11 protein-coding genes are annotated in these 15,241 nt (G+C 42.6%); 8 read left to right on the plus strand and 3 right to left on the minus strand.

Annotation, left to right across the window (positions count from 1 at the left end):
* Positions 1 to 120: 120 nt before the first annotated feature.
* The 5 genes from FIS9605_RS0104650 to FIS9605_RS0104665 all read left to right on the plus strand — a co-directional run bounded on the left by FIS9605_RS0104650 (position 121) and on the right by FIS9605_RS0104665 (position 6,419).
* A complete protein-coding gene (locus tag FIS9605_RS0104650) occupies positions 121 to 1,452 on the plus strand; it encodes a YARHG domain-containing protein (RefSeq protein ID WP_231510235.1) in 1,332 nt (443 codons plus the stop codon).
* A gap of 29 nt (positions 1,453 to 1,481) precedes the next feature.
* Entirely contained in the window at positions 1,482 to 1,610 is a 129-nt protein-coding gene (locus FIS9605_RS46010; protein ID WP_269321011.1) for a hypothetical protein, read from the plus strand.
* Between the two features lie 1,288 nt (positions 1,611 to 2,898).
* Positions 2,899 to 3,186 carry a Mo-dependent nitrogenase C-terminal domain-containing protein gene (locus FIS9605_RS0104655; RefSeq protein WP_026731540.1) on the plus strand — a complete coding sequence of 96 codons (288 nt, stop codon included), beginning with the start codon at positions 2,899 to 2,901 and terminating at the stop codon, positions 3,184 to 3,186.
* Positions 3,187 to 3,360: 174 nt separating this feature from the next.
* Entirely contained in the window at positions 3,361 to 4,437 is a 1,077-nt protein-coding gene (locus FIS9605_RS36245) for a bestrophin family protein (protein WP_082209725.1), read from the plus strand.
* Positions 4,438 to 4,844: 407 nt separating this feature from the next.
* A complete protein-coding gene (locus FIS9605_RS0104665; protein WP_231510236.1) occupies positions 4,845 to 6,419 on the plus strand; it encodes an MFS transporter in 1,575 nt (524 codons plus the stop codon).
* Between the two features lie 116 nt (positions 6,420 to 6,535).
* Here the strand turns inward: FIS9605_RS0104665 and FIS9605_RS36250 are convergent, their stop codons facing one another.
* The 3 genes from FIS9605_RS36250 to FIS9605_RS0104680 all read right to left on the minus strand — a co-directional run bounded on the left by FIS9605_RS36250 (position 6,536) and on the right by FIS9605_RS0104680 (position 11,260).
* The gene (locus FIS9605_RS36250) at positions 6,536 to 7,288 is read right to left on the minus strand and encodes a response regulator transcription factor (protein ID WP_051469928.1); all 753 of its coding nucleotides are present in this window, start codon (positions 7,286 to 7,288) and stop codon (positions 6,536 to 6,538) included.
* Between the two features lie 971 nt (positions 7,289 to 8,259).
* Complete coding sequence (locus FIS9605_RS0104675; protein WP_026731542.1) at positions 8,260 to 8,964, minus strand: hypothetical protein; 705 nt, start codon at positions 8,962 to 8,964, stop codon at positions 8,260 to 8,262.
* A gap of 196 nt (positions 8,965 to 9,160) precedes the next feature.
* Complete coding sequence (locus tag FIS9605_RS0104680; protein WP_026731543.1) at positions 9,161 to 11,260, minus strand: S-layer homology domain-containing protein; 2,100 nt, start codon at positions 11,258 to 11,260, stop codon at positions 9,161 to 9,163.
* Positions 11,261 to 11,542: 282 nt separating this feature from the next.
* Here FIS9605_RS0104680 and FIS9605_RS0104685 point away from each other — a divergent pair, with 282 nt between their 5' ends.
* The 3 genes from FIS9605_RS0104685 (at position 11,543) to FIS9605_RS0104695 (ending at position 15,096) form a co-directional block, all read left to right on the plus strand.
* Positions 11,543 to 12,553: an ABC transporter ATP-binding protein gene (locus FIS9605_RS0104685; protein WP_026731544.1), complete on the plus strand. Its 1,011-nt coding sequence runs from the start codon at positions 11,543 to 11,545 to the stop codon at positions 12,551 to 12,553.
* Entirely contained in the window at positions 12,554 to 13,366 is an 813-nt protein-coding gene (locus FIS9605_RS0104690; protein WP_026731545.1) for an ABC transporter permease, read from the plus strand. It begins immediately after the preceding gene.
* A gap of 155 nt (positions 13,367 to 13,521) precedes the next feature.
* Positions 13,522 to 15,096 carry a GldG family protein gene (locus FIS9605_RS0104695; protein WP_026731546.1) on the plus strand — a complete coding sequence of 525 codons (1,575 nt, stop codon included), beginning with the start codon at positions 13,522 to 13,524 and terminating at the stop codon, positions 15,094 to 15,096.
* The last annotated feature ends 145 nt before the right edge of the window (positions 15,097 to 15,241 follow it).

Below are 15,241 nucleotides of genomic sequence, written 5' to 3' on the forward strand. Positions count from 1 at the left end.
AAAGAAACTTGCCGTGTTACCTACCCAATTGTAATAACCATTTCCTAGTGCTTCAGCAAGCCTACTCGTATGTAGAAATCCTGCTACATACACCTTTTGCAAACAAGATAACTGCCTAAAATGTCAAAGACAGACAATATGGATACTTGCAGTAGGACTGTCACAAAGAAGAACCTCGATCAGGCTGATAGACAACAGGAGGAACTGTTCAGCATACCCGATTTGCTCTCTCTATTTCTAGAAGATAACGACAGCAAGAAGATTGCTCCTAGCACTCCAGAAACTCAAACAACTGTGCAAAAACCTTTGCAAAAACCCCAGTCACAGACACAAACTTTTCACCGAGCTACCTTAGCAGTTCAAAGACCTGTTGCGTCGGCAACATATGTTACCAAACAGTACCCTTTTTACAAACCTGTTGCGTCGACAACATATGTTACCAAACAGTACCCTTTTTACAAACCGATTGGGTTAGCAAAGTATTCTACCCAACAATACCCTTTCTACAAGCCTGTTGCGACAGCAGCAGAAACCCTAGATCGCAAACCTGTTAGTCAAATAGTAGAGACTAAACAATACCCTGATGCCAAACCTGTTAGCCAAATAGTAGAGACTAAACAATACCCTGATGCCAAACCTGTTAGCCAAACAGTAGAGTCGACAGATTCAACCAAACAATCTCCCATTCAAAGAGTTAGCCAGCAAAAATTGCTGGATACCATTTCCTACATCTTTCTGGATGAAGACAAGCTGGAAGAACTGGAGGAAGTTGATGTCCATACTTCAGAAGCCCAGAAGTCTTCAAGAAAATCAAAATCACGGAAACCAAAGCCAAGCTATTTATCAAATGGACGTTTCGGTTCTAGGGTAGGGTTGGCTTCAGCGATATTTGCTGGGGGATTTGTTGCTGGAGGAGTTTCCTCTTGGCTGGTTTTATCCGAACAAGATGCCGCAGCCAATAGTAAACAGCGGACTTCAGCGCTGAAGTATTCAAACCTTGCCTATGCAGAGACTACCAACAGCATAGCAAAACCCAGCATCAGTGCACCAGAAGTTGATCTCCCTGAGCCCAACTTTGTACCAGATAATCAGCCTCAGGAGCCTGTATCGGAAACTGTTTCCCAAAAAGCTTCCAAGGAGGCACTAGTTCCCGAATCTAATGTCTTAGCTGCGACATCAACACCATTAGTTCAAGCCCGACTGCTCACTTCGACAGACCTGAAGGGGCGTAGTGCCTGGGAATTAACGGTCATGCGTAACGAAATCTATGCTCGCCACGGTCGTCGGTTCAAAGAGCAAAAGTTACAGCGTTACTTTGACACTCAAAGTTGGTATAATCCCCGCTACGCACCGGAAGAATTTCCTAACTCTGTTCTTTCACCAACAGAGCTAAAAAACGCCATCATGATCCGTGAGTACCAGCGTATTCATGGGTTGTTACTCGATCCATAGCTACTTGCGATGAGGGGGTGATTACCAGGGTGTATTTCAATTTTTTAGAATTATCTACCTATTTTGAGCGATTTTTAGATTTAAATTTCCTCTTGAGCGATCGCCCTGAGTCTTTTACATCGAAACTCAAGCGATCGCTTTTCTCTAGTTTGATATAGAGTTTAGTATTATCTCAGTTTTGTCACTTTTTTGTCCCGAGTTTGTCACTATAAACTCATAAAATTAAATCAGATACCTAGGGTATATCTAGTGTTTTTCCAAATTCCAGAAAAAACAGAGAAGCCCTAACCCTTTACAATAGCTCCCTTGGTTCATCTTCCAATACCCCATATTGCCATTTTAGCGGATCGCTTTAAGTTTTAATTTCAAAACTCAGAGCGGTCTTTTTTATAAGATGAGATGATCTAAGTTAGATCTTGTCACAGCTTTATCACTTTTTTAGCCTGAGTTTGTCACCTTACTATTTATAAACTATTGAATAAGGAAGAAGGAATAACTAGTGGGAGAGCGGTGACTTCTACTAGTTGAAAACTGCTAAAATCAAAAATTTTAGTGGGGTGATTGTACTAAGTTGAGAACATGAAGGTTGATCTATCCCTTCTTCCTTCTTTCCTCTTGCTTCGATAAAAAGATATCTAAGATATATCTTGTGTTTGTCTAGGTATGATGTAATACTGTGCCCATGATTAATTCACACTTGAGTTTCTTAGTGTATCTTCTCTAATTCACTAAACCTCTTGAGTCTAGCTGCTTAGCAGCTTTTCATTAGGTATCGCTTTGAAGTTTTAATGTAAAGCACTCAGAGCGATTTTTTTGTATTGAGATGATTAATAAGTTATATTCTGTGCGTTTAATTCAGTTTATATCCCATTGTGAGTGCAGCTTCATGGTTTTCTTCCAATTACCTATTACTTGTTAGCGGCCTCAACGGATAATATAAGTGTTCAAGTGGACATGATATTAGTTTTTGTCACAGGCTTGTTACTTTTTCATACCTAGTTTGTCACCTTTATATTTATAGAATATTTTTTCAGATATATAGATATATAATTCCGTCTATTCAATTAAATATTTAGCATTATTTTTTGTGCATCTTTCTCTATGCATTTTCTCTCCCAGAGCGTTTTGAGTTTTTTATAAAAGACTCGAAGCGTTCATTTCTTATACGTTTATATTAATTATATTTTTTTAATTATGTCTCTAGTTTGTTACTTTTTCAACCCTGATTTGTCACCTTTATATTTATACAATTAATAGTCAAGATATCTAAAAGATATCTGTACTCGGTTCATGATTGATTGCAGTGTACACGACCACTTTGATAAAGAGGAAAGGAAACTTACCCCTAGCCTTTCCTCCTTTCTTTCCTTGTAAATATTAACTAAACAGAACACACAAATTACCCTAGCAACCCAAACTATCTCTGAAAAAAGGTTACAGTGACGTATGCTGAACTTAAGTCAGATCCTTGTCGGGAGGAGTATACTCTGTTTGCTGCGCCAGCAGCTTGAAGCCATCAAAATTCAAAACCCTAATGTGGCTCATTTCTTGTGCAAAATTATCCCTGCTCAGTGTCCTTTTGAGCGGAACATCAAATTATTTAACCAAGTTGTATTTCACATTCCTCCCCTGTGCAAGCTTAACCCCTTTTACGAGCAATTGGTTGCTCTTCGCTTCAAGTCTTTATGTTATCTTGCGGACGAATGTGGTGAAGATGTAACACCCTATTGTTGATAGTCATAGGAATCACCCTATCTCATACAGAGACAAGATATATCGCGTCTCTGTATGAGCAGTCCAAGCCAAGCAACGTTTTTACCTACAGAAGAATTTGTTTGCGGACTATCAAGTATAGACTTTCAGAACTAATTAAGAATCAAAATAAAAAAATTTTGAGGAGGTTTAGAGGTGGTAGTACGTATTAATAAAGATTTGCGTTCTGACAAAAAGCAAAATCTTAAGCAAAAAAATAAATCACCTCGTTTTTTGAAGCCCCGTTCTCAAAAGCACTCGCGTATCCGAAATATTGTCAATTCAAGGTCTTTTCAAGAGAAATTTCGGATCTATACTGGTGAAAAATTGCACTGGCATCAGGTCATCTTACGCCTCAAAGGGACTGTGATTCCGGCAGTTCTCCCTTGGATGCTTTTATGCGGTGGATATGCCTTCTTGGTTTCGGTGGCTGAATACTTTGGATATCTGTCGTCTCTTCGCGATATTAAATCTCTTCCCAATGTTATCTTAAGTCTCAACATTGTTTTGAGTTTGCTCCTAGCTTTCCGAACGAATACAGCCCACGAGCGATTTTGGGAGGGTCGTAAGTTATGGGGAGCGATGGTTAATGTGGTTCGCAACCTAGCTCGTAGCATCTGGATTTTTATTGAAGAACGCGAACCGCATGAGCAAGAAACTAAGGCCGCTACAGTACGACTTGTCGCTGCTTTTGCTGTAGCAATGAAGTTGCACTTGCGACGTGAGCCTGTGAATTCTGAGCTAGCACCATTTATGTCACAGGATCAGTATCACACTCTGCAACAAGTAAATCATTCTCCTCTACAAATTGCCTTCTGGATTGGAGATTATTTGCAGCAGCAGTACGAAAGCGAACGTGTCAACGTTTATCAGTTGAGTGATTTACAAAAAATGCTCAATGATATGGTAGACATTCTCGGAGGCTGCGAACGCATTTTGAAAACACCCGTGCCCTTGGTGTATACTATAACTCTCAAGTCCTTGTTGGTGATTTACTTCCTTGTAATGCCCTTGGGATTGGTTCATGATTTGGGTTGGTGGACTGGATTAGACATGAGTTTCATTAGCCTCCTGTTGCTCGGTATTGATGAAATTGGCTCTGAGATTGAAGAGCCTTTTGGTCACGATCCCAGCGATCTACCCCTAGATTTCATTTGTAAGACGATCGCAAACAACGTCGAAGAATTGATCTCGAAACCATCGCAAGTTTGTCAAGAGCGATTATCTGCTTGACAGCGATCGCTACAATCTCAATATCGACATATGGAAAAACTTAGGCGTTCATAGCTCAGACTAGACAATCGCAAGAGCTTGGGCGCTTTTTGATTTTGTCACTACTTTGTCACTTTTCCATCCCGATTTTGTTACTTTACGATTTGTAAACTTAAAACTATCAAAATAAAAATTATTAAAAATAGGAGGCTAACATTTCGGTTTTTAACACTTTGAAATCTAGTGAATCTCATGTAGATATAAAGAAATTAAGGTTCATTAGCGATCGCAAATAACAGCGAAATTGTTGGGGCAAAGACGTCTGTTGGAAATATGAGTAAAACTACCTTCAATATTTCCTTTTTGGAAAAATCCAGTCTGGAATTTGTATCCCAAAAAATTCGTCATTACTGCAACAAAAGATTCTTATGATGATTGAAGCAAACCTGGTTCAACACGAAGAGAAAAAAATAACTGTGCTGCACCAGGAGGGGCGCTGGATTCTGTTCTCAACCATTCTGGCATCAAGCATGGCTTTTATCGATGCCTCGGCGCTAAACGTAGCTCTCCCTGCATTGCAGAACGATCTCCATGCCAGCGGCGTACAATTACTGTGGATTATCAACGCCTACTTGCTCATGCTCGCCGCGCTAATTTTGGTTGGTGGCTCGCTAGGCGATAAGCTAGGTCGAAAAAAGGTCTTTGCAAGTGGTATCAGCCTGTTTCTACTGGCTTCGCTGGCTTGCGGATTCGCTCCCACAACCGAATTTCTGATTGGCGCACGAGTTGTACAGGGTATTGGTGGCGCAATGATGATTCCTGGCAGCCTCGCGATTATCACTGCTTATTTTGATGCAGAACAACGTGGTGGGGCGATCGGAACATGGTCGTCAGTAACGACGATGGTAACGATCGCCGGGCCGATGCTGGGCGGCTTGCTTGCCGATGCGGGATTTTGGCGTGGAGTCTTCCTAATTAACCTACCGTTGGGGATCGCTACGCTGGTGGTACTCTACCTTAAGGTTCCTGAGAGCCGCAACGAAGCAGCTTCCAGAGAAATAGACTACCCAGGTGCGATTTTGGCGACTGTTGGACTGGCGTGTCTGACCTACGGTTTTATATCTCTACACGACCTCGGATTTCGCGATCCTCACATCTATGGAACGTTGAGTGGTGGTATCATCGCGCTCTTTGCTTATGCGATCGTCCAAGCACGCAGCAGCCATCCCATGATGCCCCTGCACCTATTCAAATCCTGCACCTTCATCGGTACTAACCTGCTTACCCTGTTCCTGTATGGAGCGTTGAACGTAGGAACTTTCTTCTTATGTCTAAACTTAGTACAGGCACAGGGTTACAGTCAGTCTATAGCTGGAATGGCTGATATGCCTTTTGCACTGTTGCTGAGTGGGCTATCACCTTGGGCTGGTCGATTTGCAGACCGCTATGGCCCGCGTCCAATGCTTATTGTCGGTCCCTCCTTAGCCGGATTGGGATTTATGTTGATGGCCTGTGTTGGCCTAACGCATGGTTCTTGCGATTATTGGAAGACATTCTTTCCAGGAATCGTCGTATTTGGTCTGGGAATGGCTGTTACCGTTGCACCTTTGACAAGTGCTGTTATGGGTTCAGTAGCGACGCATTACGCGGGAACAGCATCAGGAATTAATAATGCTGTTGCCCGAACAGCGGGAGTACTGGCGATCGCCATTGTCGGTTCGGTGGCGCTGTGTACTTTTGCACGAGCATTAGATGTTCATACCGCAAATATTCATCTCTCTAAGGCGGTGCGGCTCTTACTCCACTCTCAAGCAAGCCAACTCGGTCAAACATCGGTGCTAGCGGAAGTTTTACCGGAAAATTCCGATGCAGTTGAAATGGCAATCAAGTTAGCCTTCGTCGATACTTTCCGTCTAGTAATGATTATCTGCGCTGGACTGGCATGGTTGAGCGCGATTATGGCAGCACTTCTGGTCAAACCAATTCGCATGTTTATGGATTGAAACATTGGAATTCGGCTGAACGCTGCGTGCAACTTAAATTGGCTAACTCAATCTCTTGCCCAGGCTTTTTCATTGCCTCTAAGACCGAGAATAAAAAGCTTTTCCGTTAGAAATTACTATCCTGTCCTTTTTCGACTATTAGCCACAAGCGGGGGGTGAGTGAGATTTTCATCATGACGAGGTTGCTGTTCGTGTGAATACTGCTTGAGATAGTAGCCCATGCCATAAGCTGTAGCCACAAAATCATCGGGTGCTCCAGCTGCCTTCAACTTTTGTCTCAAACGCTTGACAAGAGCTTTTACAGCATCCTCATCTGGAGGATCGTCAAAAGACCAAAGGTTTTCTAAAATGTCGCAACGACTCAGAACGCAACCATTACGGCGCAGGAGAAGCTCTAATAGGCGATACTCTTTGGGAGTAAGATGCAACGGCCGACCTTCATAGGTTGCTTGACAAATATTAGGCTCAAGTTGTAATCCTTCCCATTCCATCGCAGGGGATAAGGTGGTATGTCCACGCCGCAATAAAGCTCGCATACGAGCCGACAACTCTTGTAGCTTATACGGTTTAATCACATAATCATCTGCACCTGCATCTAATCCTGCAACTATGTCAGTGGTATCATCTCGAGCAGTCAACAGGAGAATTGGCATGGTATAACCATGAGAGCGCACCCGCTGACAAAGACTGACACCGTCAAGCTTTGGTAGCATTACATCCAGCAAAAACAAATCATAAGCAAAAGTCCTCACAAAATCCCAACCTTTTTCACCATCAGTAGCTATGTCAACAATGTAATGTTGGGCAGTAAAAGCCGCTGCAAGTGACTCAGCAATGCGCTGATCGTCTTCTGCTAGCAAAATTCTCATGATTAATAGCTTCCTTGAGAAACAGCATTGTCGAAACGGCAGATAGCACTTTCCAAGGTTTGGCTTCAACCCACTTCATAGTCGGTAGAATCAGTAACTAGTATTCCATCAAACTATAAAGCTAGAAAGCAATTTTTAGAATATTTGTGAAGTTTTGCTAACTTGGCTACATTTTTACCTATTACAGAGACAGGTAACACCTCTAGAGAAATAAATTTACTGAAGTTTTTCGCAAGAGGGCTTGCTGTCGGAGGATGAGAAACATACTTGCATTTTGCATAAGACACTCAAACCAGCACTCTATCAAGCAAACACTACAAGTTTTGACTATTTAAACTTGTATTTTCTAAGTCCGCATTCGGATGGCTCAAAATTATGTTCACCTCATTATAACAGATGTTAATTTTTTTAAAAAGCTTTCTTAATACTAGAGTTTTTTTTAATTTACGTAGATAATGTTAATTCAAATTCTTCAAAAGGCTTGCTGAGCATCGCTGACAGTCAATAAAACTTACGTCTTAATATCTGGCGAATGTGGCTATTTTGTAACAATAAAAACAGGATTTACTGAACATTAATTTGATTCAGCAAACACCATTTTTGTTAGGATAGCTTTGTTTAAGAGACTAATTTGCAGACATAGATAACTTTAAGAAGAGAACAGGTTAGAAAATATAGTTTGGAAAGATTAAGAGAAAAATTTAAATGTGGCAAATAAATATTCTATGCAATCAGAGCTAAATGCACGCTTTACTAAAGCTAGACAGATAAACTTTAATAATTTATTAATAATCTAATTGTTATACAGTTTCATAGCATATGACGCATTGTACCTTGGAGATTCATTATGTAGACACTTTCAAAATTGTCTACACCCTAAGTATTAAATAAGACTTTGACTCCAAAACAAAGCAGCCGTCATAAACTGCGTAAATTAGAACGCTTTAGGCTACTTTGAGCTATTTTCAGATTTAAATTTCCTCTTGAGCGTAGCTGCTTAGCAGCTTGTCGTTAGACATTGCTTTGAGTTTCGACGTAAAAGACTCGGAGCGATCGCTTGTTTTGGGGGTAAATTGCTCAATGGGAGAATTATTGGCATTTGGCGGAAGAAGCATCCGCTGTTTGTTGGGGAGTGGTACAGGAGCAGTGCTAGCTAGGGAGCTACTATGATCGTGGGGTGATGGGGTGGTGGGGTGGTGGGGAGACAAATTCCCCCGATCTCCCGATCTCCCGATCTCCCGATCTCCTTGTTTTCTTGTTCCTGCATCCTCATTTCTCAACTCCTGAACAGGAGTGCTTCTATTGATGACAGGAAGTTGAGGCGAGTTTGAGACAGAGGTTAAGCTTTCAGGGAATTTGCTGCAAATTAGGCGTTCAAATTCCATATTGAAATGATAAGTAGCCTGTCCCCGTCGCTGCCAAAGTGTTAATATTTGCTGTACCGATATGGCTTTGTAGCGTCCTTGATACAGTGCTTCAATAACTGCTAAATGTAGCCAACTATCTGGGTATTGTTTTTGCCAACGATTAACTAGCTCACTGGCACTATAACCACTGAGATCGAAACTATAGTGAATTAATAAAACTTTTGCCAAGTCGGAAGTTGCACCCAAAGTAGGCGTGAATATTGGGCTTTCGTCTTCAGTCAAGAGGGCTAAATTTTGCTCCCGTCGCATATAGCCTATAGTGCTTTTTGCTACAGTTTTTTGGATGGTTCAAATAAAGGTTGTTGTTTGTTGTTTGTTGTTTGTTGTTTGGACTAATAAACTAGCAACAACCAACCACCAACTATCAACTATTAACAACCAACTACTAAAGACCCTCATAATTATGTTTTTTTACACCCCATTACTAAAGCAAGTGTTCTCCATTCTACTTGTTGCCCACAGCAAAAGTGGAAACTATGTACGGTGAATTTATATTTGGCGTTCGCCCGATCGCAACTAATGCTTGATACACCATTGCTGCTACTTCTGCCCGGGTTGCTTCCCGCGTAGGTTCAATTTGCTTGGGATCTGGGTAATTGACAACGATCCTTTGCAGCGTTGCAGTTGCGACTGCGGCACTAGCATAGGCGGGAATACTATTGCGATCGCTAAAGCCAAGTAAAACATCGGGATGGGCTGCTGATAAGGTAAGCCCGTTTACCAACGAAACAATTACCTGTAGCCGTTGCACATTATGCTGGGGGCGGAAAGTGCGATCGCTAAAACCACCAACAAAGCCGCCCTGTGCTGCTTGCTGGATGGACTTATATGCCCAAAAATCCTTGGGTACGTCAGTAAAATCTGGTGCCGAACGTTTGGGAGTAGGGTTAAAAGCAGCAGTTACTAAAGCAGCATACTGGGCGCGAGTCATAGGTTGATCGGGTTGATAACTACCATTAGCAAAACCACGTGTTAAATTCATGCTTACTAATGCCCGAATAAATCCTTCTGCCCAGTGTCCGACGAGATCGGTAAAGGAGGGAATATCTGCATCGGGATTGACAATGTAAGGAGAAATAATCGGCTTTTGTTTGCCAATTGTTACCAACGCTTGATAGATTAATGCTGCTACTTCAGCGCGAGTGATATCTCGCAACGGTTCTAGTAATTCGGTTTGTGGATAGTTCACCACTAGCAGTTTCTGGGTAGCAACTGCCACGGCATCATTGGCATAACTGGGTATTTGGGCGCGATCGCGATACACTGTTAACACATTTGGATTACCACCACTTAGTTGTAACCCATTTATCAAAGATACTATTGCTTGAATTTTAGTTAAATTTTGTCCTGGCCTAAACGTGCCATCCGGAAATCCACTGATAAAACCCATGCCAGCAGCACGCTCAATGGCTGTTGCTGCCCAAAAATCTGGTTTTACATCTGTAAAATTATTTACTTGATTTTTCTGAGGTAAGTCAAAACTTTTAGCAACGATCGCGGCATACTGGGCACGAGCGATCGGTGCTTCGGGTTGAAAGGTACCATCACCAAAGCCACTAATTAAGCCTTTACTCAGCAATGCTTCCACAAAAGCCGCTGCCCAATGCCCGGTCATGTCAGAAAAGCTAGTGCTAATAGTTACTTTTTTGGAAGTATCTTCTGTAGTCGCGCCTAACTCAACTAATCCTTTTATTCCAACAGGATTCAATAAATTCCCAGCGGAGACTAGTTTTTTAGAAGTAGCATTGTGGACGTCAAAGCTGGAATTGCTGCGAAAAATGTTACCAGCAGGGTCTTGAGTGCTGCCCAAGTCAGGGGTGGCGTTGCCATTTACCAGCAGTCCGCCTTGGGAGTTTTTTTCGATGATATTCTGCCGGAGTACTGGTCGTGCATCTCGGGACAGAGCGATCGCAGTCCGGTTTTCTGATAGTTTATTATTTGCTAATAAAGGTGCGGCAAAGTCACTAATAGCAATTCCTATTGCATTTTTTTGCACAACATTCCGCAGCACTTCCCCTTTGCTATGGCGGGCCATGACTAGCCCAGAGGCTCCATTTTCTACAAATACGTTATCAAGTATTGCTGGTTTGCCAGTACCGCTGACAAACACAGCTTCCCGACCACACTTGATAAAAGTATTGTTAGCTAAAGTTGGTACTGTCGATTCAATCCAGACGCCAGTACCTTTGGTGATGGCGTTGGTTACAGTTACACCCATGAGGCTAGCATCACCTAACAATAGCAGTGTAATATTTTGCACTCCAAAACTTTCGCTTTGATACTCGCTACTTCCGGAAATGATAATGTCCTGGCCTTTGGTTGCTTCGTTACCCACTACCATCACTCCAGCTGGAATGACCAGCGGGAAAATTTCACCATTAGTAGTGCTGTAAGTCCCCGGTGCAAGTTGAATAATCATCCCTGTTTTGGATGCTTTTAAGGCACGAGTGAGAGTTTTATAGGGAACCAACCGTGACCCAGCATTGGCATCATTCCCAGTCACGGGGTTGACATAGAGTGTAGCAACGAGGGTAGAGTTGACCATTGATGATTTATAGATAGGCAAGTTTAAATTATGACAATCAAAAATAACTGTTCACATGCCTTCTGACAAGAATTTTACAAATAGTGGTTGGTGGTTGGTGGTTAGTGGTTAGTGGTTAGTGGTTAGTAGTTAGTGGTTAGTGGTTGGTGGTTGGTGGTTAGTAGTTAGTGGTTACTCCCCCACTCTCCCACTCTCCCACTCCCCCACTCCCCCATTCCCAAATTTCCAGTGAGGTTTAATATTATTGCGTGTCTTACTATCATTAGCGATTAGCCCAAACCAATGATTGAAGTTGAGCATCTGAGTAAAACATACGGCTCGACCCGAGCAATAACTGATGTAACTTTTAACGTCGAACCAGGAGAGATTTTGGGGTTTTTAGGGCCAAATGGCGCTGGTAAAACTACGACTATGCGGATTTTGGCCGGTTATTTACCTGCGACAAGTGGTACAGCTAGGATTGCTGGCTTCGATGTCCATGAAAAATCGCTCCTCGTGCGGCAAAGGATTGGTTATTTACCAGAAACACCGCCGTTGTATCCAGAAATGACGGTCGAGGGATTTTTGTATTTTGTGGCGCGGATCAAAGGAGTTCCGGCTGGCGATCGCACTTCTAAGGTCAAAGCAGCAATAGAACGTTGCAACTTACAAGACAAACGCCACGTCATTATCCGCAAACTTTCTAAAGGATATAAACAGCGTGTTGGCATTGCTCAAGCAATTGTCCACGACCCCCCAGCGATCATTTTGGATGAACCTACCGTGGGACTCGATCCCCGCCAAATTATTGAGGTGCGAAATTTAATTAAAAGCCTAGCTGGTTCTCACACAATTATTCTCTCGACCCATATTTTGCCAGAAGTCAGCATGACCTGTAGCCGCGTGGCAATCATCAATCGCGGCAAAATAGTAGCAACTAATACACCAGAACAACTCATGACCCAGTTGACAGGTGGCTCTGGCTATGAAATAGAAATTGAAGGTGAAGCGAGTTTAGCCAAACAGGTATTGCAAAATCTGCCTGGTGTGAGTTTGATAGAATCAATGCCTGCGGCGGGAATGCACGGTCACTTTCCGAAAGACAATCGTGCTTACCTGCGGGTAATATCGCAACCGAGTGCTGAACCAGGAAAAGATATTGCCGCGGCATTGCTGCGGACGGGATTTGCTTTACATGAAATGCGACGGGTAAGCGCCACCTTAGAAGATGTCTTTTTAGAACTGACCACAGAAGAAAAAAATTTTCAGACTGAGGCAGAATCAGCAACAGCTAATGAGGAGGAAGCGGCTTAGATGGGTGTAGTACTGAGTAATATTGTTGCCATTTATCGCCGAGAGTTACAGAGTTATTTTGTCTCGCCTTTAGCTTATGCGATCACAGGTATTTTTTGGTTTATAGCTGGGTTGTTCTTTATCTTAATTTTGATGGGGCCAGACGGAATTTTGGCAGCAGTAGCCGCATTAGACACCCAAGGACAACAGTTTGGAGTGCCAGTCCCGCCAATAGATGTGCCTTATGAATTTGTGCGGGCATTTTTAGACCGGATGGGATGGTTGTTGTTGTTCGTACTGCCCATACTCTCAATGGGACTTTACGCCGAAGAACGCAAGCGCGGTACTTTAGAACTGTTAGCCACATCGCCAGTGACAAACTGGGCGGTAGCAATCGGTAAATTGTTGGGAGTCGTCACGTTTTTTACCACAATGGTAGTACCGATGCTGGCGTTGGAAGCGATCGCTTTGAGTGCCTCAAGTCCAGCCATGCCGCCAACAATTCCTTTGCTAGGACATTTAGCATTAATTTTGCTAGCAGCAGCAATTTTATCTTTGGGAATGTTTATTTCTTCTTTAACAGACAGCACAATTTTGGCAGCCGTCCTCACCTTTGCCACTATTTTATTGTTGCTGTTTGTGGATTTAATTGCTAAAAATATCAGTGGCCCGATCGGACAAGCCTTAGGCTATTTATCGCTGCTAAAACATTACAACAATCTCATCCAAGGCATTTTTGATAGCAGCAGCTTGGTATTATTTGGCAGTTACATTGTCTTAGGTATCTTTCTCACCGCACAATCAATTGATGCACTCCGCTTTCAAAGACAGTAGTTATTGGTTGGTTGTTGTTTGTTGGTGGTTGGTTGGAATTGCTTGGGTGTTCGTGGTTTGTTGTTGCTTGATTAACAAACGCCTAACAACTAACAACTAACAACTAACAACTAACAACTAACAACTAACAACTAACAACTAACAACTAACTAATCATGAAAATTATCGCTACAAAAAAACTTTGGAAATATCTGATTTGGCTAGGCTTATTCTTAGCTACTGCTGGCTTAGCAACTGGTTTGGTTGCAAACGAGTGGGGAACAATTCCTCTAGCGTTGATAATTTCTGGAACAGTCATCATTGGCTTGTGGCTAGTATTGCAAAGCCAGGAGAGTAACTGGTGGGGGCGTCGTTCCACCCAAGCTGGTACTAATGCCTTAGTTGCAACTTTGGCAGTGTTGGCGATTTTAGGGTTAATTAACTTCTTAGCCAGTCGCTACGAAGTGCGGGTAGACTTAACAGAAACTCAGTTATTTACCCTTGCCCCTGAGTCTAAAGAACTGGTGCGGAACTTAAAACAGCCAGTAAAGGTATTGGTATTTGATGTGGCGCAAAATCCTCAAGATCGGGAATTGCTGGAAAATTATCAGAAGCAAAACTCAAAGTTTCAGTTTGAGTACATCGATCCTCAAGCTAGACCAGGATTGGTAGAGAAGTTTGGCGTCAAAGATTATGGTGAAGTTTATTTAGAATCTGGGAATAAACGGCAATTATTACAGGTAGTAAATGTTAACGATCGCCTTTCAGAAATCAAATTAACTAACGGTCTGCAACAAATCTCTAGTACCAGTACAGCTAAAGTTTACTTCCTCCAAGGCCACGGCGAACGCCAACTTACCAGTGGTGAAGGTGCGATTTCCCAAGCAGTTCAGGCATTAGGCAACAAAAATTACACCACCGCCCCACTCAATCTAGTGGAAAAGTCAAGTGTTCCTAGTGACGCTAATGTCTTGGTGATAGCCGGGCCAAAGCGATCGCTGTTTGACGGCGAGGTGAAAGTCTTGCGAGACTATCTCAATCAAGGTGGCAACTTGCTGCTGGCGATCGATCCAGGTACAGACCCTAAACTTGACAGTTTGCTAACAGAATGGGGTGTAAAGCTGGATAATCGCTTGGCTGTCGATGTCTCTGGTAGCGTCGCGTTTGGCCCTGCTGTTCCCATCGTTACAGAGTACGGACAACATCCAATTACTAAAGATTTTGGTAACAGCATTTCTTTTTATCGGTTAGCACGACCAATTGAAACTACTCCAGTACCTGGTGTTGAAGCAACTAAACTACTACTGACTAAACCCTATCCCAACACTTGGGCAGAAAGCGACTTGCAAAACGAAAACTTGCAGTTCAACGAAGGAAAGGATCTCAAAGGCCCTTTGACCTTAGGTGTTGCTTTAAAGCGGAAACTACCAGTTCCATCTCAAGCCAATCCCAGCCCCACTCCTCCTGCTAACCCAACCGCTACCGAATCACGAATGGTAGTCATCGGAGATTCTGACTTTGCTACAGATGGCTCATTTGCACAACAGTTAAATGGAGATGTATTCCTCAATTCCGTCAATTGGGCAAGTCAACAGGATCGGCAACCTCTTTCCATTCGCCCCAAGGAACCAAAGAACCGTCGCATTAATCTCACAAGCGCACAAGCCAATGTTTTAGCTTTATCTTCTCTGTTAGTTTTACCCCTAATCGGATTTGCAGTCGCAGCTATTCTATGGTGGCTGCGAAGGTAATTTGTTGTTAGTTGTTAGTTGTTTGTAATAACTCCCGATTTGCTCATTTTTGAGAAAATAATTCTCTTAAAAACCTAAAGGCTGATGAAGGTTTGAGCACAATTTGTTAGTGTTAACTCCAGATCGCTGTTGAGTGATGGTAATC

Source organism: Fischerella sp. PCC 9605, from assembly GCF_000517105.1.
In the GTDB taxonomy this organism is placed as follows: Bacteria; Cyanobacteriota; Cyanobacteriia; order Cyanobacteriales; family Nostocaceae; genus PCC9605.

Coding starts and splice junctions, on each gene's coding strand:
- FIS9605_RS0104650 (WP_231510235.1), top strand. CDS start 121: ATGTCAAAGACAGACAATATGGATACTTGCAGTAGGACTGTCACAAAG.
- FIS9605_RS0104655 (WP_026731540.1), top strand. CDS start 2,899: ATGCTGAACTTAAGTCAGATCCTTGTCGGGAGGAGTATACTCTGTTTG.
- FIS9605_RS0104665 (WP_231510236.1), top strand. CDS start 4,845: ATGATGATTGAAGCAAACCTGGTTCAACACGAAGAGAAAAAAATAACT.
- FIS9605_RS36250 (WP_051469928.1), bottom strand. CDS start 7,288: ATGAGAATTTTGCTAGCAGAAGACGATCAGCGCATTGCTGAGTCACTT.
- FIS9605_RS0104675 (WP_026731542.1), bottom strand. CDS start 8,964: ATGCGACGGGAGCAAAATTTAGCCCTCTTGACTGAAGACGAAAGCCCA.
- FIS9605_RS0104680 (WP_026731543.1), bottom strand. CDS start 11,260: ATGGTCAACTCTACCCTCGTTGCTACACTCTATGTCAACCCCGTGACT.
- FIS9605_RS0104685 (WP_026731544.1), top strand. CDS start 11,543: ATGATTGAAGTTGAGCATCTGAGTAAAACATACGGCTCGACCCGAGCA.
- FIS9605_RS0104690 (WP_026731545.1), top strand. CDS start 12,554: ATGGGTGTAGTACTGAGTAATATTGTTGCCATTTATCGCCGAGAGTTA.
- FIS9605_RS0104695 (WP_026731546.1), top strand. CDS start 13,522: ATGAAAATTATCGCTACAAAAAAACTTTGGAAATATCTGATTTGGCTA.